Source organism: Desulfuromonas svalbardensis (assembly GCF_055389415.1).
The window spans coordinates 786,256-810,415 of record NZ_AP042416.1 but is presented as its reverse complement, the minus strand read 5'-3'; the positions used below and the strand labels follow the sequence as shown (position 1 = coordinate 810,415).

The following is a 24,160-nucleotide window of genomic DNA, read 5'->3' as shown; positions in this document are numbered from 1 at the left end:
TACAATTTTTGGTAGAAAGTAGTGGAGGTTTGTGAGTTACCATGGAAATGGATCTGAAATAAATTTTTGTTTTGCGAGCAGATATTGTGGGTGGGAAACCTAAGTCATAAAAAAAGATCCCTATTATTCACTGCGAACACATATTTGTTGAATACGAGAACCGAAGTCTTTGGCAAACATGTGTTGACGAGATTCAAACAATATATTCGGGTCGGCTATACACCCACCACAGAAAGGACCGCTAATCTTTCCTTTCAACTAAGGACCTTAAATACACTACCATAGTAGATTTAGAATTAAATAAAAATGTATATTAATTAACAAAATAACAACATAGTTTATGTTCAAACTGTTATTGAACTCACGAGAGTAAAACAAAAAACGGCTGATGCATCAAAAAATGCATCAGCCGTATTTTTAGCAGATCAATATAAAGGGTAAGACACTCAAGTCACAAACCCTACCAACTCTTAGACCAAGCCGGATGACTACAATTGCCCTCAACGGTCGAAATCTGCCGCTGACCACTACCATCCACCCGCATCACATAGATCGCCTTCTTGCCTGAAATATCGTTGGAGAAAGCGATAAAGCGACTATCGGGACTCCAGCGCGGATGCTCTTTATTGCCAGCACCAAAAGTCAATTGTCGCTCATCGAAACCGTCGGGATCAATACTGAACAGATTAAAGACTCCACCCTCAAGACGGCTAAAAACGATGAGTTTACCATCGGGACTCCATGCTGGGGTGGCATTGTAGCGGCCTGCATGGGTTAACCGGTGCGTTTGCCCTGACAGGACATCGGTAATGAAAATATGGGGATTGCCTTGGCGGTCGGAAACAAAGGCGAGTTGATCACCAATTGGATTCCAGGTCGGATCAACATCGATACCCCAGGCGTTGGTCATCCGCTTGTGAATTTTGCCATCGAGTCCGATCAGATAAAGTTCTGCATTGCCATCGCGCGACAAGGTGAGCGCAACTTCCTTACCATCACCGCGATAACGACCAGCGATATTCAACCCTTTGTGGCTGGAAATTTTGGCTTCGCGACCAGTGTAGATCTCTTTACGATACAGATCGGGATTGCCCTGATGGTACGAGGTAAAGATCAGTTCGTGACCAAGTGGGGAAAAATCAGGATTAAGGATCAAGTTTGCATGATTGGTCACGCGCTGACTATCGTAACCATCGGATTCGCACAGATACAACTCTTTATTGCCGGTGCGATCACTGATAAAGGCGATGCGGGTATTGAACGAGCCGAGCTTACCGGTGAGTACTTTCATGATTTGATCGGCAAAGCTGTGGCCCATCCGCCGAATTTCGTGCGGTTGACCTTGGTAATTGTGGCCGATAAGCAAGCGCCGTGTCATGACATCGAACAGACGAACTTTTAATTCGAGTTTATTGCGGCGTAATTTATAGGTTCCCTTGAGTAATACTTGGGCGCCAAGCATCCGCCATTGGGGGAAGTTGATATCAGTACTATTTAAATCATCGTTTTGGGCATCATCGAGAAAAGCTCCTTCATCGACAAAGTCAAACAGACCACTGAGGTCGAGATCGGCCTGGATGACGTCGTGAAAGGTTTGTGCTAATGCGGCATCTTCAGCTGATGTTGCTAAAAGTGGTGCATGAGCTAACGGGATGGTCTGCCGTCCCGGTGTGGTAATGACGATCTCTTTGGCTATGGCGAAGGTGTTGAATAACATGAGCAATAACACCCCACCGATACAATAGTTTATTTGTTTCATCATTGGGCTAACATCTCCCTTGGATCAAAGGTCACACTGAGTTCCAATTGTTTTTTAGGTTCGTTGGGTAAGCGTTGTAACTGCTGTACCGCACGTTTGACGCTGGCATCGAAAAAGCCATCACCAGAGGAGCGGAGCATCTCGGTATAGATCAGTTGCCCTTGGCGGTTGAAGCGCAACAACATAGTGGCGACCAAACCGCGCTGACGGTAATGGGCTGGCAGTGCCCAGGCTTGCGACAGGAACGACTTAATCCAGCCATCGAAATCAACACCAGCTTGATCACCGCTACCGCCAACCACGCCAACCGGTGCAGTGGAAGGTTCGGTGGCTAAGCGCGACAGTTTTTCCTTCAAATCGGCAATCCGTTGTTTGCGCCGCATCTGCTCGATGGCATCCATGGGATCGCTGACCACTGGCGCGACAATCGGAGTGAGTGTCGGTTCAACCTTTTTCGGCGGAGTAACCCTCGCTTGCTCCACGGGTACAGTCTCGACCACTTTTTTGACGACAGGGGGCACTTTTTTAACGGGAACTGTTTTCTTCACTGGCGGCTTCTTTACCGGTGGTTTCTTTATGGCCGGTTTCGCCTTTTTCTTCGCTGGTATTTTCTTTTTTACGGCTGGTGCATCGGGGCGGCCAGCACGGGGATTTGCCACGGGAGGGTTGATCAGGTCGACATAGTAGACCGGCTTGTTATTCTCTTTAATACGCGGGACAACGAAACCACCGAAGATAAGAAACACCACCACATGCAAAGTAAATGACAGCAATAGCATGCGGCCAATACCTGGGGTACGATTCTGTGTTCGACTTGTTTTTTTATTGGTTGCGGGCTGCGACATAATGAACCTTGTAGTGACTTATTTTTCTGGTTCCAATGCAACCATTCCAAGACGTGTGACACCAGCACGGCGCACGGCGGCCAAAACCTGAACGACTCGCTCATAGGGTACGACCCGATCAGCCTCAAGGTACACCTGTTTATCGCCATTAGGTTGTAACACCTGTTGCAACACAGCGACCAATTTATCGGTGCTGTCAACTCGCTGTTTACCGACTGAGATCTGGCCTTTGCGATCAATACTGACAATCAAAGAGTTTTCAGAAGCGTCTAGGTTTGGCGCATGGGTGACTTCGGGCAGGTCGACATCTACCCCCTTTTCGAGCATTGGCGCGGTCACCATAAAGATGATCAACAATACCAACATGACATCAACAAAAGGGGTCACGTTGATTTGTGACAGCGAACTTCGTCGTCGCCTTGGTCCGACCTCCATTAGCCCCTCCGTGTCATATGTTCGACAATATTGAGAAACTCTTGGCTAAAATTATCCATCTCACCAATTAACACATCCACTTTATTGAGAAAGTGATTATAGGCGACGACGGCAGGGATCGCTGCCATCAGGCCAATAGCTGTGGCAATGAGTGCTTCGGAGATCCCTGGTGCGACGACAGCCAACGATGCGCTACCCGTTTGACCGATACCATGAAACGAATCCATAATGCCCCACACGGTACCGAACAGGCCAATAAAGGGGGCTGTTGAACCAGTAGTGGCTAAAAAAGTGAGGTACTTTTCAAGACGATGGGTTTCCTGTGTCGTCGCTCGTCGTAACGCGCGGGCAACGTTATCGGCACCACTTAAACCGGAAGTGAAACTCTGCGCTTCACCACCACTTTGGGTTCGCTGGACCTTGAGTAGCTCTTGATACCCTTCGCGAAAGAGGGTCGTCAATGGCGAGTTGGCGTAAAGCTTTACATCTTGAGCAACGGCATCAAGACGTTTTTTTTTCCAAAAGGCCTCAAGAAAGGCATCAGAATCATGGATAGCCCGTTGCACTACTCGAATTTTGTAGAAAATAATTGTCCATGACACGACGGAAAAATAGACAAGAATAAGTAATACCAGTTTTACGACGGGTCCAGCATTCCATATAAGATCTAACAAGGTGATTTCTCCTGTAGGGTGATCAGGTCAGTTGGCTGATTATCTTAGATCTCCGTGTGCAAGTCAATCCTTGCCCAGGGAGCGTAAACAACGCTGTGCATAACGGCCGGTTGGTGTCGAATCACTGCGCTCTATAAATGAACGCAAACTTGGCAGATCATCGATATCCTGCCATTGATCTATTTCTCGGTAGCTATATCCAAATTCTTTAGCCCGTTGACATGTTTGCTGTAAAACCTCAGCGCTACTCCAGCTGATCTGCTCAAACAGTGGTGCGCAATCGCATCGAGCGCCAAGAAGGACATAGCCACCATCAAGTGCTGGAATGGTGACAGTATCGCAACAGTTTAACTGGTCAAAGGCCTTTAACACCCAATCTGGTGGAAGATCTGGGCTATCAGTGCCGACAACACAGATTTTATCCACATTCTGGTTGAATTGGTGGCGAAACATTCGCTGCAGCCGTTGACCTAAATCGCCATCACCCTGAGCCATAAGCTGACACTCTGGATAGCGTTGCTGAAAGTAAGCTTTTTCGCCACTGTAACAGATGACAGTCGAGTAATTCACATGTTGCAGCTGGTGAATGGTTTCACCTTGTGCGAATGCATATAGGGTTGCAGCTTGCGGCCCCGTTAATGGTGGTGTGAGTCGGGTCTTAACCTGACCACTGATCGGTTGTTTTGCAAAGATCAGTAACACCTGTGCATTGCTTGATTTCATTTGAGCGTCAAGACTGCCTGTGGATAACTTTGGGCATATCACAGAGTTATCCACAGCTATCCTTGCTTTTGATATTCGAGTGTGGCATATGCTGAATGATTATGGATTGATTCAAAATTCTCACATTCGACGCAAAACCAATCGACGGCCTCTTTTTGTTTTAACAGCTCTGTCACCGAGCGAACGATATCTTCAACAAACATCGGATTCTCATATGCTTGCTCAGTAACAGCCTTTTCATCTTCACGCTTGAGCAGTGAATAAACGGGTGCACTACCACACTGCTCAATCCAAGAGATAAGGTCTTCGATCCATACCATCTCATGGGCGCGAATCGCAACGGTAACGCAACTACGTTGGTTGTGGGCACCATAGTCACTGATCTCTTTTGAACAGGGGCACAGTGAGGTCATGGGAACTTTGACTTCGAGGACAAAATCTTTAGTTTCGCGTAGAGTACCAATAAAACGGCACTCGTATGACATCAACCCTTTGGCCAATGAGACCGGAGCTGTTTTTTCAATAAAATAGGAAAAGCTCAGTTCCATATGAGCACAATCAGATCCAAGTCGATCCTTCATCTCCTGAAGAATCTTATCCATATTGTGAAAGGTTACTTCGCCGCGATAATGATTTAAAATCTCAACAAAGCGACTCATGTGAGTGCCTTTAAATTGATGGGGTAATTCGACGTACATGTTTACATCGGCAACGGTATGTTGACTGGCGTGATTTTTATCCAAAACCACAATCGGATAGCGCACCCCTTTGACACCCACTTTATCTATGGCAATTTTTCTCGTATCAGCCGATTGTTGCATATCTGGCATTGCCATCAGCAGTTCTCCATATAAGGGACAGGGTCAGCTTGACCGGCTTCACTAAAACCTTTGAGACGTAAGATGCACGAATCACATCTACCACAGGCAAGACCATCATCACTGGGATCGTAGCAGGAATGTGTCATGGCGTAATCAACACCAAGCTGTGTTCCTTGACGAATAATTTCCGCTTTAGTCAAATGAAGTAATGGTGTGTGAATTCTGTATTGTCCTTGCTTGGTAACCCCGGCTTTTGTTGCTAAGTTGGCCAGTGTTTCAAAGGCGCTTATAAACTCAGGTCGACAATCGGGATAACCCGAATAATCAAGCGCGTTTACACCGATATAGATATCAAAAACACCAAGGACTTCTGCCCACGCTAATGCATATGACAGAAAAATAGTATTACGTGCGGGAACGTAAGTAACCGGGATCTCTTCATCTATGGCACGATCTTTCGGCACATCTATTTCTGCGGTTAATGCACTGCCTCCAATTTTACGCATATCAATATCTATAACTAGATGCTGATCAACACCAATGGTTGGAGCAAACTTTTTTGCTTTATCAAGTTCGATACTATGTCGTTGGCCATAACTAAAACTCAATGCATTGGGTTCAAATCCATCGGCTTGAGCCATGGCAATACAGGTCGTTGAATCAAGGCCACCACTGTAAAGTACAATTGCTTTTTTTTTCATATTTATCTTTCATGATCGCTAGCAGGCTGTCGGACTTAACGGGCCGTAGCGAGAGATAGACTGCTTAAGACCAGATTTTCGATAATTTCAGAGCGAATAGTTGGCCTATTTGTCGAAATTATCGGCAATATGGGCCAAGTCATGCTATTTCGCAGTAGGTCCATGTTAAGTCCGACAGTCTGCTAATGGTTAAACATTTCTGACACAATTATCTATTTAACATTTTAGGCCGTGCAACCACACATAAAAATGTCTGCTACTCCACCTTTTACCTAGTTATAACATTTCAGTGTTCTTATCAGCCGATAAACACCATTTTTGTATATATTTTAATACAAAAAAAGGCTTGCTGAGTTTACTCAGCAAGCCCTGATCTTTATTCTTTAATCAAACAATTAATCTTCAGACATGCTCTTGATCAATACTTGACCACCATAAGCTGCATTCTTTTGCACTAATTGGTCAGCGGTATCGCCATCGTGATTCTTAAACGCTTCAATGATTTTTTCGTGTTCTTTGACTGAAATTTCCATGCGTCCAGGAAGAGATAATGATGCCACCCGTAGACGATCAAATTTTTTCAACAATTGTTGGATCAGTTCGAGTAGTTTTTCGTTACCAGAAGCCTTGATAAACAGCTCATGAAACTCATTATGAATCCGAAAAAAAGACTTCACATCTCCAGCAGTTGCTAACCGCCCCAATCGTTCGTTAATTGTCTCGAGACGTTGTAGTTCTTTTACCGTTAACTTTACGGCAGCTAACCGTGCGGCATAACCCTCTAAAATACTTTTTATCGAATAAAATTCCTCAACGTCACGTTCCGACAGAGAGGTCACTACTGCGCCTTTACGCGGTACAACCGTTAGATACCCTTCCGACTCAAGCTGCCTAAATGCTTCACGAATCGGGGTACGACTAATTCCGTAACGTTCAGCAAGATCTGGTTCCGATACGCGCTCTCCAGCCTTTAATGTTCCCTTAAGGATCGCATCACGGATATTTTCTAATATTTTTTCACGTAATGTTTGATGGCGCTCTATTGGTTTCTTTTTCATCTATTCCTCAATGACTTAAATTACTATTTTTACTTAACAACTAATTTTATTGATCTTTTTTATGATTATATATGTATACAGTATACAGCACAACAACTTGTTTACAAAATTAAACTATACTCACCTTTAAATTATTTTATTTGAATTACGTCCTTAACTAAGACAATCCTTGAAAAACGACAATCACACCGTTATTGTCAAAGAATGGAGGTGTTATGAATCCTGTCCGAAATATTATTGTTTCCTTGTTATGCTTAGTATCAATTCTTATATTTGGTACAGTGAGTTACCGGTACATTGAAAACTGGTCGTATCTCGACTCTCTATATATGACAGTTATCACCCTCTCAACTGTTGGTTTTCGTGAAGTACATCAACTTTCTGATGCGGGTCAAATTTTCACCATAATCATTATTTTATGTGGTACTGGAATTGTTGCTTATGCGGCAGGTAGTGTCATTCAATTAATTGTTCAAGGGCAATTTCGCCAAATTTTGGGGAGAAAGAAATTGTTACAGAAAATTTCAAACCTTGAGAATCATTATATTATTTGTGGTTATGGTCGAATTGGAAATTTTATCTGTCATGAATTTCAGGCCAAACCAGTACCATTTGTTGTTGTGGAAAATAATCCAGAATTATGTGAAAAACTTCTTGATGAGGGTATTTTTTTTATTCAAGGGGATGCAACAGTTGACGACACACTTATAAAAGCAGGTATTACACGCGCAAATGGTCTAATTACAGCCGTTACCTCGGATACTGCTAATGTTTTTATCACCCTAACAGCGCGTGGCTTAAATCCGGATCTTTTTATCCTCGCTCGTTCTGGAGAAAAGAGTACTGAAAAGAAACTGATTCGTGCTGGTGCAAGCAAAGTCATATCACCCTATACCATTGGTGCTAATCGAATGGCACAAGCGATATTACGCCCATCTGTTATGGATTTCATTGAAATTGCCACGGCACATCAAAACCTCGAATTACAAATTGAAGAGATCTGTATCCATTCAAGTTCTAACTTAGTCAATCACACTTTGATGAGTTCAGATATTCGAAAGGAACTGGACATCATTATTGTGGCTATTAAAAAATTGGACACGGGGAAAATGCTATTTAATCCATCGTCTCAATCTCTTTTTGAGGATGGCGATACGTTGATTACCCTTGGTGATCCGGTCGCAATTGAAAACTTAGAAAAAAGAGCGAGAGGGATATCTAAATAGGTTTTTTCACTATATTTGTTGCATAAAAAAAGGCAGCCAAGGCTGCCTTTTTTTATTTAAAACTATGTAAAATATACCGTTATTTATGGCCAGCAACTTGAATACGAATAATCGCGCGCTCAAGTGCCGCTTCCATAATACGGAAATCTTTATCTTCAGGCTCAAGCTTCTTCAGTGCATCTTCCGCACGACCTAACGCTGCCTTAGCCCGAGCAAGATCAATTTGATCTGACGGTTCTGCTGTTTCTGCGAGAATAATAACTTTATCATCCTCAATCTCAACATAGCCCCAGTTTAGTGCCACGTAAAACGTGTTACCACCTTGACGATAGGTTAATTCACCAATCTTTAAGGTCGTCAACAAAGGAGTGTGGTTCGGTAAGAAACCGAGCTCGCCAGCAATGCCAGGAGCAATAATTTCGTCAACCTCTTCACTGAGAACTCGTTTGTACGGAGTTACCATCTCCAATTTAAGTGTATCTGCCATGAGCATCATCCTTTATGGTTGCGGGCGACTTAAGCCGCCCTCAAACTCAATCGATTAAGCTTCCAAAGATTTGGCTTTTTCAATAGCCTCTTCAATGGTACCCACGAGATAGAAAGCTTGCTCAGGTAGATCATCGTGCTTACCTTCGAGGATCTCTGTGAAACCCTTGATGGTGTCTTTAAGCTCAACATATTTACCAGGTGAACCGGTAAAGATCTCAGCAACAAAGAATGGCTGCGAGAGGAACTTTTGGATCTTACGTGCACGAGCAACAACTTGCTTATCTTCTTCTGAAAGCTCATCCATACCAAGGATAGCGATGATATCTTGCAGATCCTTATACCGTTGCAGTACGAACTGAACTTCACGAGCAAGCTTATAGTGAGCTTCACCAACAACTTGAGGATCAAGAATACGACTTGATGAATCAAGTGGGTCAACCGCAGGGTAGATGCCAAGCTCGGCAATTTGACGCGAAAGAACTGTGGTCGCATCCAAGTGAGCAAATGCTGTAGCAGGCGCAGGGTCAGTCAAGTCATCAGCAGGAACATAGATCGCTTGAACAGAAGTGATTGAACCTTTATCTGTTGTTGTAATACGCTCTTGAAGCTCACCCATCTCAGTACTAAGAGTTGGTTGGTAACCTACCGCTGAAGGGATACGACCGAGAAGCGCCGAAACCTCAGAACCAGCTTGTGTAAAGCGGAAAATGTTATCAACGAAAAGAAGAACGTCTTGACCTTCTTCGTCACGGAAGTATTCCGCAACAGTCAACGCCGAGAGTGCAACACGAGCACGCGCTCCTGGAGGCTCATTCATCTGACCATAAACAAGGGCAGTTTTATCAAGAACGCCTGACTCTTTCATCTCTTCCCAAAGGTCATTACCTTCACGGGTCCGCTCACCAACACCAGCGAATACAGAGAAACCACCATGTTGCGAAGCGATATTATTGATAAGCTCCATGATAAGTACAGTTTTACCAACACCCGCACCACCAAAGAGACCAATTTTACCACCACGTGCATATGGAGCGAGGAGGTCGATAACCTTAATACCTGTTTCAAACGATTCAACTTTTGTCGATTGACTAACAAAATCGGGCGCAGCACGATGAATGCCCCACTCTTTATCATTGCCAACAGGACCACACTGATCAATCGGCTCACCAACGACATTAAGAATACGACCGAGAGTCTTTTTACCAACCGGCATTACAATTTGCTTGCCAGTATCTAGAACATCCTGACCACGGATGAGACCTTCTGTGGCGTCCATTGCGATCGTACGGACAGTGTTCTCACCTAAATGTTGTGCAACTTCAACAACAAGGTTCCACTCACCACCATCAAGTGACGGATTGGTAATTTTAAGAGCATGATAAATTTCAGGAAGCTTACCCGCTTCAAACTGGACGTCTACGACAGGACCGATGACCTGTACAATCTTACCTTTGTTCATGAGAAGTACTCCTTTTATACCCCAACGTGTGGAGATATTCGTTACTTAATTGATTCAGCACCAGAAATGATTTCCATCAATTCACTGGTTATTGCAGCCTGACGAGCGCGGTTATACTGCAAGGTGAGTTTATCGATCATCTCTGCAGCATTTTTACTTGCACTGTCCATACTACTCATCCGAGCACCTTGCTCCGAAGCAACAGATTCGAGCAATGCTCTAAAAATCTGAACTTCAATGTACTTCGGTAGAATTGATCCAAGAACTTCATCACAACTTGGCTCGTAGATATAATCTGCTACATAACCTTGCTCCTCAGAAAGTTGCGGATTAATCGGCAACAATTGAGTAGTTGTGACTTCCTGGTTTAAAACACTGAAAAAATGGTTATAGATCATGAAAACGCCATCGAACTGACCATCGATGTAATCTTCAACAATCTCACGGCCCAGCAACGAAGCCGTTGCATACGTGATATTACCCGTCAAATTCTCATAGACTTTGTCGATCACAATATTAGGACGATTTTTTAGTGCTTCTTTGCCTTTACGACCAATGATCCGTACAGAGTACTCATCAAACCCTTCGGTCTTCTCTTTTACGAATGCCTCGGCTGCCTTGGCAATGCTGCTATTAAAACCGCCACAAAGACCACGATCCGCTGTCATAATGACAATAAGCGCACGCTTTTTTTCACGCGTTTCTAATAGAGGGTGCTCGCTCTCAGTATTTCTCTGCGCCAAGCTGGACAGTACGTCCTGCATTTTATTGGCATAAGGGCGAGCAGCGACTACTGCTTCTTGTGCGCGTCGCAATTTTGCAGCAGAAACCATTTTCATAGCTTTGGTTATCTGCTGTGTATTTTTAACGGATCCGATCCGTTTTTTTATGTCCTTCAGATTTGCCATTTTTGCATCCTCAGGTAATAGTCTAAGCTACAAACTGACTTTTGAATTCGTTAAGTGCAGATTTAATGCGCTCTTCTAACTCGGCATTAATTGCTTTCTTTTCATCAAGTTCAGCCATAACTGCAGCATGCTTACTATCCATAAAGGACAACAATTCTGCTTCGTAGCGTTGAACTGACGTCACTTCATACTCATCAACGAAACCATTGTTTACCGCATAAATAGCGATAACCTGTTTGGTTACAGTCAAGGGCTGATATTGACCTTGTTTGAGAATTTCGACCAAACGCTCACCACGGAACAACTGTTGCTGAGTTGCCGCATCAAGATCAGAACCAAACTGAGCAAACGCTGCCATTTCACGATATTGAGCCAAGGCGAGACGCAAGGTACCAGCAACTTGTTTCATCGCCTTAACCTGAGCACTACCACCAACACGAGATACGGACAGACCAACGTTGATTGCTGGACGAACACCGGAATAGAACAGATCAGTTTCGAGGAAGATCTGACCATCTGTGATCGAGATTACGTTCGTTGGGATATATGCAGAAACATCACCCGCTTGGGTTTCGATAATTGGTAGAGCTGTCATTGAACCAGCACCTAACTCATCATTAACCTTACAAGCACGCTCTAGTAGTCTACTATGGAGATAGAAAACATCACCAGGGAACGCTTCACGTCCAGGTGGGCGACGGAGCAACAATGACAACTGACGATAAGCAACAGCTTGTTTAGAAAGATCATCATATACAATCAATGCATGCTTGCCGCTATCACGGAAGAATTCACCCATGGTAACACCAGTATATGGTGCGATAAATTGAAGCGGTGCAGGGTCTGAAGCTGTCGCAGCAACAACAATGGTGTAATCCATTGCGCCGTGTTGTTTCAGCTTATCAACCACCTGAGCAACCGTTGAACGCTTTTGACCAATCGCGACATAGATACAAACAACATCTTGTCCCTTTTGGTTAATAATCGTATCAACAGCAACGGCTGTCTTACCTGTTTGACGGTCACCGATAATCAACTCACGTTGGCCACGGCCGATTGGTACCATTGCATCAATCGCTTTAAGGCCAGTTTGCATTGGCTCATGAACCGACTTACGAGCAACAATACCAGGAGCCTTAACTTCGACCTGACTGTAGGTGTCTGATTGAATCTCACCTTTGCCATCGATAGCAATACCGATACCATTAACAACTCGACCAATCAAAGACTCACCAACAGGAACACGAACAATTTGTTCGGTTCGCTTAACAGTGTCACCCTCTTTGATATGCTCAGAATCACCAAGGATCGCAGCACCGACATTGTCAGCTTCAAGGTTAAGAACCATACCCATGGTACCACCAGGGAACTCAAGAAGCTCACCCGACATCGCTTTGTCCAAGCCATGAATACGAGCGATACCATCACCAACTGAGATAATGGTGCCTGTTTCACTTACTTCAACCTCACGGCCAAAGTCCTGAATCTGCTTCTTAATGATTGCGCTAATTTCTTCTGCTTTAATTTCCATGAGTACTTCCTAACCCTTCTTTAAGGTATCTTCAATCCGCTTTAACTGGGTTTTAATGCTACCATCAAATACTTTGCCACCGACTTCAGCTTTCATGCCCCCTAGCAATGTTGCATCAACCTTTGTTTGCAGATCAATTTTTTTGCCAGTTTGCAGTTCAAGTCCTTCTTTAATGCTATCGGACTGAGCTTTAGTCATTTCAACTGCTGAGGTGACACATGCCCGAACAACTCCGGAGATCTCATCAGCAAGGGCTGTATAATTATCATAAATTTGTCCGACATACTTGAGGCGGTCTTTAACCGTCAATAAGCCAACAAATTTTTTCATACCATCTGACAACTCTAGTTTAATGCCGATATCGGACATTATTGCTGATTTACTTTCAACCGCAACAGTCGGACTCTCCATTAAAGATTTCAAGTCATCTTCACGAGCTAACAGGGCACTGACACTACCTAACTCAGTACCGTATTGCTCTACCAATTTTCCTTCAACAGCTAACTCGACAAGAGCCTGAGCATACCGTTTTGCTATCGCGCTAGTACTCAATGTAGTTCTCCTACCTTAAGCTTATATTCATCAACCAATCGAGATTGATCTTCCTTAGTAACCGCTTTTTTCAATACATCTTCAGCAATCTGCACTGCCATGGTGACAGCTTCCTGCTGTAGTTGCAGACGAGCTTTTGCAATCTCATTTTCAGATGTATTTTTTGCTTCTTGTTTAATCTTATCTGCCATCTCACGTGCTTCAGCAATAATACGCAGTTTTTCGACTTCAGCTTCTTCTTTAATTGAAGCCTTGATAGCTTCAATTTCAGATTCCGCAGCGGTGAGTTTTGCATCATATTCTGCATATTTAGTTTCAGCAGCTGATGCTGCATCACTTGAAACCTTCAATGCTGTCTCGATCCCCTCGCGGCGACCAGCCAATGCATTTTTTAAGGGCTTTGATACAAAATAAATTAGAATTCCAGCTGTGATCCCAAAGTTAAAGACACGCCATAAAAAATCTTTGAGTAAAACGCCACTATCAACATGGTGTGCATCACCTGACGCAATGGCTACGCTAGCTCCAGCAGCAAGAAATCCAAAGCTTGCCGCTGCTGTCAGGGCTTTTTTACGTCCCACAATCTTATCAGCAAACATTACTTAACATTCCTTCCTAGAACTTTAGATGCAATCGCACTGGCAATAGACTTTGACTCTTTTGTCAAAATCTTACGCGCTTGATCGGCTTCTACAGCAACACTACCCTTAAGGTCTGACACACTTTTGTCAGCAGCACTACGTGCCTCACCAAGAATAACTGATTCCTCTTTAGCTGCTTCAGCACGTAATGTTGCGGCCTGAATACTGCCCTCAACTTTAGCTTGTTGCAACTTGGTTTCGTAACGTTCCATTTTCTCGTTTATTGAATCTTCGAGATCACTTGCTTTTTTGTGACCACCATCAATTGCATCCTGCCGTGCACTCATCACACTGCGTAAAGGACGATACAATAGAATATTGAGTACTGCCATCAGTACCAGGAAATTTACGAACTGCACCAACATGGTCCAATCAATGCTTATCACTACGTTACCTCTTTTCTTCCTTTTTCATTCAACTTGATTTAAATTTACTAGAAATACTCTAGGAACGCTCCACTACAATAGTTGATACAAAAATACCCTACTGATTAGAGCAGGGCATTCCTATCATGCAGTAACGTCTTTTGTCAACATATTTTGAATATTGTATACAGTTTAACATCGCGTAAACGCTTATCTACACAACATTCATGTAATCCAAAATTCGCTGTAGTTCTTCATTATTGTAATAACTGATCTCGATTTTGCCACCATCGTTTTTTTCTTTTATTTTCACCTGTGTTCCAAGGTTCTTTTTTAAAATATTTTCTAAATGCTGAATTTGGGGATCAATTACGACTTTCTGTTTGGGCTCATCCTCTAATTTTTCAAAATTTTTTATTTTTGCCACCAGAGCTTCTGCTGCACGTACTGACAATTTTTTGCTTTGGATCTGACTACCCACTTCAACCATATCATCGTGCTCATCGAGAGAGAGTAAGCATCGAGCATGGCCCATACTCAACTGGCCATTCAAAACGCTTTCCTGTATCGATTCTGGCAAATTGAGTAGCCGTAAAGTATTGGCCACAGCTGATCGACTTTTACCCACCCGCTTAGCCACCGCTTCTTGCGATAATTCAAAGTTATCGATTAAGTATTTATAAGCAATTGCCTCTTCAATAACATTTAAATCTTCACGTTGAATATTTTCGATCAGGGCAATCTCTAAAGCCCAATCTTCAGATACGTCTTGTATGGTAACCGGAAGTTCCGTTAAACCAGCTTTTTGCGCGGCACGCCAGCGTCGTTCGCCAGCGATAATCTGATAGTGATCGTCAACCCTGCGAACGACCAAAGGCTGAATAACCCCTTTTTCACGTATCGAAGCAACAAGTTCATCCATTTTTGTGTCGCAAAAAAACTTTCGCGGTTGATTAGAGTGCGGTTTTAGCTCCTCAATTGCACACAAAAAGAAACGACCGTTGGTATCTGGAGTTGCGGCACTAAGCAGTGCCCCCATCCCTTTTCCTAATGCAGGTCTTTTAGCCATGACTTCCTCCAACGAGAACCTCTCCTGCTAGCTCCAGATAGGCCTGTGCTCCACGAGAGTTGATATCATAAAGCAACACTGGCTTTCCATGGCTTGGTGCCTCAGACAGCCTAACATTGCGAGGGATAACGGACGTAAAAACTTTAGGTCCAAAATGATTACGAACTTCCTCACTGACCTGATGCGACAGATTATTCCGTTTATCAAACATCGTCAGAACAATTCCTCTTAATGTCAATTTGGAATTAAGTCCTCGCTGTATTAAATCAATCGTTTTCATCAACTGACTCAATCCCTCCATTGCGTAGTATTCGCATTGCAACGGAACAAGAACAGAACGTGCAACAACCAGACAATTAATTGTTATCAACCCAAGTGAAGGTGGACAATCTATAATTATATATTCGTAATCATCCTGTATTAATTCTATTGCCTGCTTTAAGCGATACTCTCGTTCACCAGCATTAACCAATTCCAACTCTGCGCCAATTAAATCTGTATTTGAGGGCAGTACAGTTAAGCAGGACAATTCCGTTGGAACGAGGCACTTTTTTACCAAGGAAGAATCATGAAGAGCATCATACACAGTATACTCAAGTGTATCCGTTACTACTCCAACACCACTACAGGCGTTACCCTGAGGATCCATATCAATCAGGAGAGTTTTTTTTTCGGCCGCAGCAAGAGAGGCAGCAAGATTGACAGCGGTTGTGGTTTTACCCACCCCACCTTTTTGATTCGCAACGGCTATAATATCCGCCATAATTGGCTCCTATAAAAGTGATAGGTTCCGATATTAACACACTCGTGTTTTCGAAAACACATAAAAGCTATTGAAAGGCTGGCTCGTCTATACGCTTAATTTCAATCAAAACTCTCTTACTTTTTGAAGGTGACAAAACGACCTCTTTACGGCTCACTACCGTCAACCCTAAACGCTGTAGCGAGACTTGTGCGAGCAACAGTTCATCATCAGCAGCGGAACCTTTCATTGCTAAGATCTTCCCTTTAGAATTCAAAAAAGGAGCCGCTATCTCTACAAATTGAATCAGTGAAGTAAATGCTCGCGATATAACGACATCAAACTTTCCCGCCATCTCTTCCTGCAAGGCTTCAATTCGTTCGGCATGAGCACTAAAATTTTTAACACCCAAATTACGAATGCAATGACGCTGAAAACTTATTTTTTTACTAACGGAATCAACGGAATCAACAACCAAACCTTCATATACAATTTTTAAAGGAATCGAAGGAAACCCTGCTCCTGAACCAATATCTAGAACATGTTCATTTCCATCAATAAAACAACTCGCCAACAAGGAATCGACAATATGTTTCTCCCAACACTGATCTATATCAACAATTGACGTCAGATTTATTTTACGGTTCCACTTCAACAATTCAACTAGGTACCATTGCAACTTTTCAAATTGTTGAGGGTCCACAGTTACATTCGGCTCTAGCTGTTCATTTAGTTTCTGAATATCCATCATCGCGACCTAAGCATCACTGACAAAATAGAAATAGCAGCGGGTGTTACTCCAGGAATCCTTCCCGCCTGCCCTAAAGAAATAGGCCTTACCTTTTCAAGTTTTTCTCTTACCTCAGCTGACAAACTACTCACGGCAGAATAGTCAAATTCAGCAGGTATTCTTACAGACTCAATCTTACTATACTTTGCAACCTGATCTACCTGTCGCTTTATATAGCCTTCATATTTTGTCGCAATCTGCAATTGTTCCGTAACTTCACTAGATAATTTTGCTAAGTCATCACACCGTTCGACCAATTGAGAGATGGTTACATCTGGGCGTTTCAAAACATCACGATACGACTGACCATTACTAATAGCATCAATACCCAAATGTTTAAGCATTCCTTTATCACTAGGCACAATCCGAGCTTCAGACAATATTCTATTGCCAACCTCAAGTTGTTCCATTTTGGTTTGAAACAACCGCCAACGTTTATCGCAAACCAGTCCCAATTTTCGACCTATTTCGGTTAAGCGTTGATCAGCATTATCCTCACGCAACAATAGCCGATATTCTGCACGTGAAGTAAACATACGATAAGGCTCCTTTGAGCCCAAACTAACGAGATCATCGATAAGAACGCCAATATAACCCTGATCCCTTTTTAAAACTAAAGGGTCCTTATCTTGTATTTTCATTACCGCATTAATTCCAGCAATCAATCCTTGTGCCGCAGCTTCTTCATAACCTGAGGTTCCGTTTATCTGACCGGCATTAAACAGACCACTAACAGCTTTTGTTTCCAAACTAGGTTTTAATTGAATAGGATCGACATAATCATATTCTATGGCATAACCAGGCCGCATTATTTCGGTATTTTCAAGTCCAGGGATCGTACGCAAGAACCTTAATTGAACATCAGCCGGCAAAGACGTAGGCAGTCCATTTGGATAAATTTCAGCCGTATTCATACCTTCAGGTTCTAGGAATATCTGATGGGTATTCTTTTCAGGAAACCGAACAACCTTATCTTCAATTGATGGACAATATCGTGGACCAATTCCCTCAATAACTCCGCTATATAATGGCGACCTATCTAGGCCAGCACGTATTTCATCATGAGTTTGCTCATTTGTCGCAGTGATAAAGCAAGACACTTGTTTGGTATTTATTTCATTAGTTAAAAATGAAAAAGGACGAATAGGCACATCACCTGGCTGTTCTTCCGTTTTTGAAAAATCAATACTACCACTATATAATCGTGGTGGAGTTCCAGTTTTAAGCCTACCAACATCGAGACCCAATACTCGTAACTGCTCAGATATTCCAAAAGACGGCGGTTCACCAGCCCTACCCCCAGAATAATTATTTAAACCAACATGAATAAGTCCTCGCATAAAGGTCCCAGTCGTTAAAATAACAGAACTTCCAGAGAAAACAATACCATCCCTTGTTTCAACCCCAGTTACACAATCATCATCAATCAGCAATTTGACAACTGACCCCTGCTTAAGGTCAAGTAACTTCTGATTTTCTACAATTTGTTTCATCCGCTGTGAATACTTAGCTCTATCCGCCTGAGCTCGAAGAGCTCGAACTGCTGGGCCCTTTTTAGTATTTAATGTTCGAAACTGAATGCCCGTTGCGTCTATATTGTGGGCCATCTCACCACCCAATGCATCAATCTCTCGCACGAGGTGCCCTTTAGCTAAACCACCAATTGCGGGATTACATGACATTTGAGCCACAGCATCTAAACTCAAATTCAACAATAATGTTTTACAACCCAGACGAGCAGAAGCTAGAGCAGCTTCACAACCAGCATGACCTGCACCAACAACAATCACATCATATTTAACGCCATACGTTGACATACTTCACCCTCCATGTTTCACGTGAAACACTTATTTACCTACGCAAAATCTAGAAAAAATAGTGTTCAATATTTCATCAGGTGTGGTTTCACCGGTAATATCACCCAAAGCAGATAAGGCATCCCGTAGGTGAATCGATAAAAATTCAGGTGAACAACTGTGAAGAAAATCCTGCTTAAATTGAAGCAAATATTGCTGACAGCCAAAAAGAGCATCACGATGTCTCCGATCTGAAACCAGATAACTTTCTCGTTCTTCAGAGCCACTAATTTTAAAAACATCTAAAATCTCATCAGCAAGATGATCAAATCCTGAACCATCTTTTGCCGAAAGCAATAAGGAACGATGCTTACTTAAAAAACCAGGGGTAGCACAACCTACAACATCGGCCTTATTAACCAAAACAATCACAGGAACATCACTTAGTAATCCATAAACTTCATTAAAGCCAGCTAAATCTTCTCGCGTTCCATCAACAACATACAAAACAAGATCAGCACTATCTATCTGTGACTTAGCACGATCAACACCGACACTCTCAACAGGATCATCCGTATCTCGAATACCAGCAGTATCTATGAAGCGTAAAGACAAACCTGATAATGTGACACTTTCTTCTATAAGATCACGAGTAGTACCTGCAATATCAGTTACAATCGCCCGCTCTTGACCTACTAAACGATTTAAAATAGAACTCTTACCAACATTAGGTTTACCCAATATCAAGACAGACAAACCATCTTTTATAATACGTCCCTCTTCAAAACCACATATAAGAGAATCAATATCGCAAAGCAAAACCGATAGATCAGATTCAATACTATCAATATGAGGAGCATCCATATCATCTTCAGGAAAGTCAATATAGGCTTCAACTAAAGATAAAATACCGATAATAATATCTCTAAACTCATATATTTTCTTAGATAAACAGCCTGATAACTGATCAGCAGCGATTGAAGCAGACAACTCAGAACGTGACGCAATAATATCTGCTACCGCTTCAGCTTTTGATAAATCAATTCGACCATTTAAAAAAGCACGCTGGGTAAATTCACCAGAGTGAGCCATACGACAACCATTTTCCAACAATGTATCAAGAATAAGTCTAACAACTACCCGACCACCATGACAATGAATCTCAACTACATCTTCGCCAGTATAAGATCTAGGCGCAAACATACACACACACATTACCTCATCTAATACATTGCCAACAACATTGTGGAAATGACCATAATAAAGGGTGTGACTACAAAAATCACAAGATCCAGATGGTGTGCGAAAAAATGGTTTAACAGAAGATAAACAGTTGATTCCAGATAGTCGTATTATAGCAATACCACCATCACTTACAGGGGTAGCTGGAGCAACAATAATATCAGTCATCATTTATCGCCTCTCTATAATAATGATAAATAAAAAAGCCGACTTAGATACAAGATCTAAATCGGCCATTAATTATAAACAAGAAACCGACACTAAGCGGGTTTTTTGTAAATTAAGTACTGTTGGAAAATAGTAAGTAAATTATTAACAAGCCAGTAAATTACAAGACCCGCAGGGAAATTTAAGAACATGAACGTAAAAACAACAGGCATTGCCATCATCATTTTAGCCTGCATAGGATCCATTGTACTTGGAGTTAGTTTCTGCTGAATAAACATGGTAAGCCCCATAACCAGAGGCGTAATATAATAAGGATCTTTTATAGATAAATCGGTGAGCCAAAACATAAAAGGTGCGTGACGTAACTCAATTGTATCGAGTAGCACTTTATATAAAGCAAAAAATACAGGTATTTGTACGAACATCGGCAAGCAACCCCCTAAAGGGTTAACTCGATGTTCTTTGTACAATTCCATCATCTTTCTATTTAAACCTTCTTTATCATTCTTAAATTTCTCACGCAATTTCTTCATCTCAGGCTGCAAAGTTTGCATCGCCTTCATAGAGACATAACTTTTTTGAGTTAATGGCCAAAAAATCAATTTAAGAATCACAGTAAGTAGGATTATTGCGATACCATAATTACCCACATACTTATAAAAGAAATTTAAAACAATATGTAAAGGCTTTGCTAAAATTTTGAAAAAACCAAAATCAATGGCTTCTGACAAATTAGAACCAACCGACTTGAGTATGGTTACATCTTTAGGTCCATAATATAATGTGAAATCATATGATTGAATCTGAGATGAAGATAAATTTATAGGTGTAAAATCAAATGAATTTACAATTTTTCCATTCTTTTTAAAAACTGTAAGTTGAACCAAATCATCATTATTGGAAACGATCATAGCTGAAATAAAATATTTATTTTCAAAACCAGACCACTGAACTAAATTAGTGTAATTAACTGCTTGTTCGGCAATATCTTCCACATCATCAGTCGATAATTCGTCATTTGAAAAGCTAACAGGACCAACAAATTCCAGCCTATTACCCTCCATTTCATCATTCCAGAATGAATTTAACGATATTTCAACCGATCCATTTAATGGCATAGTTGAAGTATTTTCTAAAAATACTTCATATTTCATATCATAAGTATCAGAATTAAATTTATAGATTTTAGTAACGAGTAAACCGGAAGATGTAAGTGCCCTAAACTGAAGAGTCTCAGTATTTTTTACAATTATATTTTCAACAGATTCAACTTCATAAACAAGTTTATCGTGAATAGATAAATTTCCCGTAGAAATCATAGCTGTTGAGGGTACCTGGTTCGAAATATCTATAACCGAAACCAAATCAGAATCTAAATCATTAGCAACGCGATAATCTTTAAGTTGTAAAGAAACAATCCGACCGCCAACAGTTGAAAATGTCGCAATAAACTTTTCATTTTCTACAGAAAAAGTTGTTTCAATTACTGGTAACGTTGAAACTACAGGTACTGATTCAACAATAGTTTTATCTGAAATACCTGTAAGAGATTGTTGCGCCTCGACTAATGTAACATCAGACACGGTGTCTGCAATTGAACCATTATCACTAATAGAATCAACAGTATTAGGAGGAAACAGATACGTAAAACCAGACCAAACAAGAAGCATTAAAACAAGTGCAACAATTGTATTTTTATTTTCCATATTATCCTCTAATCGACCGGATCATATCCGCCTTTAAACAGTGGGTTACATCTCAATATACGAAAAATGGACTTATACAAGCCCATTAATAAACCAAATTTTTTAAACGATTGCAGTGAGTATTCTGAGCAGGTAGGGGTAAAACGACAAGCTGGAATAGTAAAGGGTGAAATTGCTTTTTGATAAAAGACTATTATTAATACAAAAAACTTAGCTAACATTGTAATTTTTCACCCGACTACATATGGCAAAAAGTTCTTGATTCAGTTGTTGATAATCAAGGAAACTTGCATTTTTTTTTACTACTATCATTATATCGGTATTTATAAGACTAGATGATATTGATAATCTGAAAAGTTCTCTCAACTGTCTTTTAATTCTGTTTCGTACAACAGCCCCACCAACTTTACGGCTAACCGTTAAACCAAGTCGAGTGGGGCCATCATTTTTTTTCATAGTAAAAACTATCAAATGTTTTGAATGTTGTTTAACACCCTTATCGAATAATATTTTATACTCAGACGATTTACGCAAACGCATAGAAGGTGTAAAACTGAACATAAATTCTACTTAACTGGGATAGTTACTACCAAATTTTTTCTACCACGACTACGACGACGCTTGATTGCATTTCTACCATTACTAGTAGACATCCGTTGACGGAAACCATGGGTTCTTTTTCTACATACACGACTTGGTTGATACGTACGTTTCATTTTAAACTTCCTCCAATTATTTTTTTTCTAAGAACTGATTATTATATTCCCAATTATAAAATAAAGTCAAATACAAAAAACTATCCACTTTATAAAAATATTAAACCTTGCTAGGTTAGGTCTTGTTTGGTAATTTTATTCACAGGAAACGTCAAAACAGAATAACATACTGAATTTAAGTATAAATATAAAAAGATAAGCTGTTTATAACTTGTTGATAACTAGGTAAAATAATATGTCGAACACGCAATTATGGAACAAAGTAATTATAGAAATTGAAAAAAAAATAAGCCCACAGCACTTTAAAACCTGGATATCACCAATAAAATGTAAATCAACAGATAAAGAATCAATAACTATTACAGTAAACAATAAATTTATAAAAGATTGGGTACTTAAAAATTTCAACACAATTATAATCGAAACAATTAAAGAAATAACAGGCTTAAATTACGATATTATTATTGAAATAGATATAAACAATAATATTGTTAGGGAAGATAAAACAAATAAGCCAATTGAAAAAAAAACAATTGTAGAAAACAATAATATTAAACCACAAAATAAAATTTATAATATAAATAGAGAATATACATTCAGTAAATTTATTTCTGGTTCATCAAATCAATTTGCATCAGCTGCTGCTATGGCTGTGGCCAATAGTCCTGCCACTATATACAATCCGCTATTTATTTATGGTGGAGTTGGTCTTGGTAAAACTCATCTCATAAATGCAATTGGTAATGAGATAATAAAAAATCATAAAAATATAAATGTAAGTTATTATTCATCGGAAAAATTTACAAATGAACTTATCAATTCAATAAGATATGGAAAAATGGATGAATTTAGAAATAAATTTAGATCCATAGATGTTTTATTAATAGATGATATCCAATTCATAGCAGGTAAAGAAAGAACTCAAGAAGAATTTTTTCACACATTTAATTCACTATATGAATCACATAAACAAATTGTAGTTACTTCCGACAAATTTCCAAAAGAAATTCCAGGATTAGAAGAAAGACTAAGGTCTCGATTTGAATGGGGTCTTATTGCAGATATTCAACCACCTGATATTGAAACCAAGCAAGCTATCCTTGAAGCAAAAGCAGATCAAAATAAAATAATACTACCTAAAGATGTTTCTCTATTTTTATCTAATTCTGTTATAAATAATATTAGAGAATTAGAAGGTTATTTAGTGAGGATTGGTGCTTATTCAAGTTTAACATCAACACCAATAACCATTGAAATGACAAAAAACATTCTTAAAGATATTATAGTTGAATCAAGTAAAGAATTAACAATAGAAGACATACAAAAAAAAGTATCAATCCATTTCAATATAAAAGTATCAGAAATGAAATCTGCAAAAAGAATAAAAAGCATTGTCATGCCAAGACAAATAGCAATGTACCTATGTCGCCAATTAACTACGAGTTCCTTTCCTGAAATTGGTGACCATTTCGGAGGTAAAGACCATTCAACCGTTATTCATGCTATACGCAAAATAGAAAAGAATATGGAAGAAGATAATTATCTCCGAACTACCATAAAAACAATTAAGAATACACTTTTACCAACCTAGTGGATAAATTGTTAAAAAAATGGTGTATAAAATACAAAAATAATAATAATCAACAGTAATTTAAGTTATGAACAATTTATCAACAAAATAAAATTTAAAAAATAAACGTAAAAACAGCACTTTGCGATTAAATAACATTTCAACAGCGCCTAC

26 protein-coding genes are annotated in these 24,160 nt (G+C 40.6%); 2 read left to right on the top strand and 24 right to left on the bottom strand.

The features are described from left to right. Positions 1-460: 460 nt before the first annotated feature. The 8 genes from tolB to ACZ5KY_RS03510 form a co-directional block, all read right to left on the bottom strand. Positions 461-1,762, bottom strand: a complete 1,302-nt coding sequence (gene tolB, locus ACZ5KY_RS03545) for a Tol-Pal system beta propeller repeat protein TolB (protein WP_464242530.1) — start codon at positions 1,760-1,762, stop codon at positions 461-463. After that, a complete protein-coding gene (locus tag ACZ5KY_RS03540) occupies positions 1,759-2,604 on the bottom strand; it encodes a TonB family protein (protein ID WP_464242529.1) in 846 nt (281 codons plus the stop codon). Before ACZ5KY_RS03540 ends, tolB begins: the two co-directional genes overlap by 4 nt. Positions 2,605-2,622: 18 nt before the next feature. Then, entirely contained in the window at positions 2,623-3,039 is a 417-nt protein-coding gene (tolR, locus tag ACZ5KY_RS03535; RefSeq protein ID WP_464242528.1) for a protein TolR, read from the bottom strand. After that, entirely contained in the window at positions 3,039-3,713 is a 675-nt protein-coding gene (tolQ, locus tag ACZ5KY_RS03530; protein ID WP_464242527.1) for a protein TolQ, read from the bottom strand. The genes tolR and tolQ overlap by 1 nt, the downstream gene beginning before the upstream one ends. 63 nt (positions 3,714-3,776) lie before the next feature. Continuing rightward, the gene (locus tag ACZ5KY_RS03525; protein ID WP_464242526.1) at positions 3,777-4,436 is read right to left on the bottom strand and encodes a TIGR04282 family arsenosugar biosynthesis glycosyltransferase; all 660 of its coding nucleotides are present in this window, start codon (positions 4,434-4,436) and stop codon (positions 3,777-3,779) included. Positions 4,437-4,492: 56 nt separating this feature from the next. Beyond that, positions 4,493-5,266: a GTP cyclohydrolase FolE2 gene (gene folE2, locus ACZ5KY_RS03520; RefSeq protein ID WP_464244621.1), complete on the bottom strand. Its 774-nt coding sequence runs from the start codon at positions 5,264-5,266 to the stop codon at positions 4,493-4,495. A gap of 5 nt (positions 5,267-5,271) precedes the next feature. Further along, positions 5,272-5,958 (bottom strand): 7-cyano-7-deazaguanine synthase QueC, encoded by a 687-nt coding sequence (gene queC / locus ACZ5KY_RS03515; RefSeq protein WP_464242525.1) that lies wholly within the window; start codon positions 5,956-5,958, stop codon positions 5,272-5,274. Positions 5,959-6,353: 395 nt separating this feature from the next. Then, the gene (locus ACZ5KY_RS03510; RefSeq protein ID WP_464242524.1) at positions 6,354-7,016 is read right to left on the bottom strand and encodes a GntR family transcriptional regulator; all 663 of its coding nucleotides are present in this window, start codon (positions 7,014-7,016) and stop codon (positions 6,354-6,356) included. A gap of 215 nt (positions 7,017-7,231) precedes the next feature. Between ACZ5KY_RS03510 and ACZ5KY_RS03505 the strand changes: the two genes are divergently transcribed. Further along, on the top strand, positions 7,232-8,242 hold the full coding sequence (locus ACZ5KY_RS03505; protein ID WP_464242523.1) for a potassium channel family protein: 1,011 nt from the start codon (positions 7,232-7,234) through the stop codon (positions 8,240-8,242). A gap of 79 nt (positions 8,243-8,321) precedes the next feature. Here the strand turns inward: ACZ5KY_RS03505 and ACZ5KY_RS03500 are convergent, their stop codons facing one another. The 16 genes from ACZ5KY_RS03500 to rpmH form a co-directional block, all read right to left on the bottom strand. Continuing rightward, on the bottom strand, positions 8,322-8,729 hold the full coding sequence (locus tag ACZ5KY_RS03500; RefSeq protein WP_464242522.1) for a F0F1 ATP synthase subunit epsilon: 408 nt from the start codon (positions 8,727-8,729) through the stop codon (positions 8,322-8,324). A gap of 54 nt (positions 8,730-8,783) precedes the next feature. Then, entirely contained in the window at positions 8,784-10,190 is a 1,407-nt protein-coding gene (atpD, locus tag ACZ5KY_RS03495; RefSeq protein ID WP_464242521.1) for a F0F1 ATP synthase subunit beta, read from the bottom strand. Between the two features lie 41 nt (positions 10,191-10,231). Beyond that, complete coding sequence (atpG, locus tag ACZ5KY_RS03490; protein WP_464242520.1) at positions 10,232-11,098, bottom strand: ATP synthase F1 subunit gamma; 867 nt, start codon at positions 11,096-11,098, stop codon at positions 10,232-10,234. A 22-nt stretch (positions 11,099-11,120) separates the two neighbouring features. Continuing rightward, positions 11,121-12,629, bottom strand: a complete 1,509-nt coding sequence (gene atpA, locus ACZ5KY_RS03485) for a F0F1 ATP synthase subunit alpha (RefSeq protein WP_464242519.1) — start codon at positions 12,627-12,629, stop codon at positions 11,121-11,123. Between the two features lie 9 nt (positions 12,630-12,638). Further along, positions 12,639-13,181, bottom strand: a complete 543-nt coding sequence (gene atpH / locus ACZ5KY_RS03480; protein ID WP_464242518.1) for an ATP synthase F1 subunit delta — start codon at positions 13,179-13,181, stop codon at positions 12,639-12,641. Then, positions 13,178-13,780 (bottom strand): ATP synthase F0 subunit B, encoded by a 603-nt coding sequence (locus ACZ5KY_RS03475; RefSeq protein WP_464242517.1) that lies wholly within the window; start codon positions 13,778-13,780, stop codon positions 13,178-13,180. Before ACZ5KY_RS03475 ends, atpH begins: the two co-directional genes overlap by 4 nt. Further along, positions 13,780-14,208: an ATP synthase F0 subunit B gene (locus ACZ5KY_RS03470; protein ID WP_464242516.1), complete on the bottom strand. Its 429-nt coding sequence runs from the start codon at positions 14,206-14,208 to the stop codon at positions 13,780-13,782. Before ACZ5KY_RS03470 ends, ACZ5KY_RS03475 begins: the two co-directional genes overlap by 1 nt. Before the next feature lie 193 nt (positions 14,209-14,401). Continuing rightward, positions 14,402-15,256, bottom strand: a complete 855-nt coding sequence (locus ACZ5KY_RS03465; RefSeq protein WP_464242515.1) for a ParB/RepB/Spo0J family partition protein — start codon at positions 15,254-15,256, stop codon at positions 14,402-14,404. Beyond that, the gene (locus ACZ5KY_RS03460) at positions 15,249-16,019 is read right to left on the bottom strand and encodes a ParA family protein (RefSeq protein ID WP_464242514.1); all 771 of its coding nucleotides are present in this window, start codon (positions 16,017-16,019) and stop codon (positions 15,249-15,251) included. The genes ACZ5KY_RS03465 and ACZ5KY_RS03460 overlap by 8 nt, the downstream gene beginning before the upstream one ends. 67 nt (positions 16,020-16,086) lie before the next feature. Then, positions 16,087-16,746, bottom strand: coding sequence for a 16S rRNA (guanine(527)-N(7))-methyltransferase RsmG (gene rsmG / locus ACZ5KY_RS03455; protein WP_464242513.1), 660 nt, complete (start codon positions 16,744-16,746; stop codon positions 16,087-16,089). After that, on the bottom strand, positions 16,746-18,605 hold the full coding sequence (mnmG, locus tag ACZ5KY_RS03450) for a tRNA uridine-5-carboxymethylaminomethyl(34) synthesis enzyme MnmG (protein ID WP_464242512.1): 1,860 nt from the start codon (positions 18,603-18,605) through the stop codon (positions 16,746-16,748). The genes rsmG and mnmG overlap by 1 nt, the downstream gene beginning before the upstream one ends. Before the next feature lie 30 nt (positions 18,606-18,635). Beyond that, positions 18,636-19,997 carry a tRNA uridine-5-carboxymethylaminomethyl(34) synthesis GTPase MnmE gene (gene mnmE, locus ACZ5KY_RS03445; RefSeq protein ID WP_464242511.1) on the bottom strand — a complete coding sequence of 454 codons (1,362 nt, stop codon included), beginning with the start codon at positions 19,995-19,997 and terminating at the stop codon, positions 18,636-18,638. Positions 19,998-20,086: 89 nt separating this feature from the next. Then, a complete protein-coding gene (yidC, locus tag ACZ5KY_RS03440; protein ID WP_464242510.1) occupies positions 20,087-21,700 on the bottom strand; it encodes a membrane protein insertase YidC in 1,614 nt (537 codons plus the stop codon). An 8-nt stretch (positions 21,701-21,708) separates the two neighbouring features. Then, positions 21,709-21,921 carry a membrane protein insertion efficiency factor YidD gene (gene yidD / locus ACZ5KY_RS03435; RefSeq protein ID WP_464242509.1) on the bottom strand — a complete coding sequence of 71 codons (213 nt, stop codon included), beginning with the start codon at positions 21,919-21,921 and terminating at the stop codon, positions 21,709-21,711. After that, a complete protein-coding gene (rnpA, locus tag ACZ5KY_RS03430) occupies positions 21,911-22,261 on the bottom strand; it encodes a ribonuclease P protein component (protein ID WP_464242508.1) in 351 nt (116 codons plus the stop codon). The genes yidD and rnpA overlap by 11 nt, the downstream gene beginning before the upstream one ends. Positions 22,262-22,266: 5 nt before the next feature. Then, entirely contained in the window at positions 22,267-22,416 is a 150-nt protein-coding gene (rpmH, locus tag ACZ5KY_RS03425; protein WP_464242507.1) for a 50S ribosomal protein L34, read from the bottom strand. 235 nt (positions 22,417-22,651) lie between these two features. Between rpmH and dnaA the strand changes: the two genes are divergently transcribed. Then, the gene (gene dnaA, locus ACZ5KY_RS03420) at positions 22,652-24,007 is read left to right on the top strand and encodes a chromosomal replication initiator protein DnaA (protein WP_464242506.1); all 1,356 of its coding nucleotides are present in this window, start codon (positions 22,652-22,654) and stop codon (positions 24,005-24,007) included. The last annotated feature ends 153 nt before the right edge of the window (positions 24,008-24,160 follow it).

Coding starts and splice junctions, on each gene's coding strand:
- tolB (WP_464242530.1), bottom strand. CDS start 1,762: ATGATGAAACAAATAAACTATTGTATCGGTGGGGTGTTATTGCTCATG.
- ACZ5KY_RS03540 (WP_464242529.1), bottom strand. CDS start 2,604: ATGTCGCAGCCCGCAACCAATAAAAAAACAAGTCGAACACAGAATCGT.
- tolR (WP_464242528.1), bottom strand. CDS start 3,039: ATGGAGGTCGGACCAAGGCGACGACGAAGTTCGCTGTCACAAATCAAC.
- ACZ5KY_RS03525 (WP_464242526.1), bottom strand. CDS start 4,436: ATGAAATCAAGCAATGCACAGGTGTTACTGATCTTTGCAAAACAACCG.
- folE2 (WP_464244621.1), bottom strand. CDS start 5,266: ATGCCAGATATGCAACAATCGGCTGATACGAGAAAAATTGCCATAGAT.
- queC (WP_464242525.1), bottom strand. CDS start 5,958: ATGAAAAAAAAAGCAATTGTACTTTACAGTGGTGGCCTTGATTCAACG.
- ACZ5KY_RS03510 (WP_464242524.1), bottom strand. CDS start 7,016: ATGAAAAAGAAACCAATAGAGCGCCATCAAACATTACGTGAAAAAATA.
- ACZ5KY_RS03505 (WP_464242523.1), top strand. CDS start 7,232: ATGAATCCTGTCCGAAATATTATTGTTTCCTTGTTATGCTTAGTATCA.
- ACZ5KY_RS03500 (WP_464242522.1), bottom strand. CDS start 8,729: ATGGCAGATACACTTAAATTGGAGATGGTAACTCCGTACAAACGAGTT.
- atpD (WP_464242521.1), bottom strand. CDS start 10,190: ATGAACAAAGGTAAGATTGTACAGGTCATCGGTCCTGTCGTAGACGTC.
- atpG (WP_464242520.1), bottom strand. CDS start 11,098: ATGGCAAATCTGAAGGACATAAAAAAACGGATCGGATCCGTTAAAAAT.
- atpA (WP_464242519.1), bottom strand. CDS start 12,629: ATGGAAATTAAAGCAGAAGAAATTAGCGCAATCATTAAGAAGCAGATT.
- ACZ5KY_RS03475 (WP_464242517.1), bottom strand. CDS start 13,780: ATGTTTGCTGATAAGATTGTGGGACGTAAAAAAGCCCTGACAGCAGCG.
- ACZ5KY_RS03465 (WP_464242515.1), bottom strand. CDS start 15,256: ATGGCTAAAAGACCTGCATTAGGAAAAGGGATGGGGGCACTGCTTAGT.
- ACZ5KY_RS03460 (WP_464242514.1), bottom strand. CDS start 16,019: ATGGCGGATATTATAGCCGTTGCGAATCAAAAAGGTGGGGTGGGTAAA.
- rsmG (WP_464242513.1), bottom strand. CDS start 16,746: ATGGATATTCAGAAACTAAATGAACAGCTAGAGCCGAATGTAACTGTG.
- mnmG (WP_464242512.1), bottom strand. CDS start 18,605: ATGTCAACGTATGGCGTTAAATATGATGTGATTGTTGTTGGTGCAGGT.
- mnmE (WP_464242511.1), bottom strand. CDS start 19,997: ATGATGACTGATATTATTGTTGCTCCAGCTACCCCTGTAAGTGATGGT.
- yidC (WP_464242510.1), bottom strand. CDS start 21,700: ATGGAAAATAAAAATACAATTGTTGCACTTGTTTTAATGCTTCTTGTT.
- yidD (WP_464242509.1), bottom strand. CDS start 21,921: ATGTTAGCTAAGTTTTTTGTATTAATAATAGTCTTTTATCAAAAAGCA.
- rnpA (WP_464242508.1), bottom strand. CDS start 22,261: ATGTTCAGTTTTACACCTTCTATGCGTTTGCGTAAATCGTCTGAGTAT.
- rpmH (WP_464242507.1), bottom strand. CDS start 22,416: ATGAAACGTACGTATCAACCAAGTCGTGTATGTAGAAAAAGAACCCAT.
- dnaA (WP_464242506.1), top strand. CDS start 22,652: ATGTCGAACACGCAATTATGGAACAAAGTAATTATAGAAATTGAAAAA.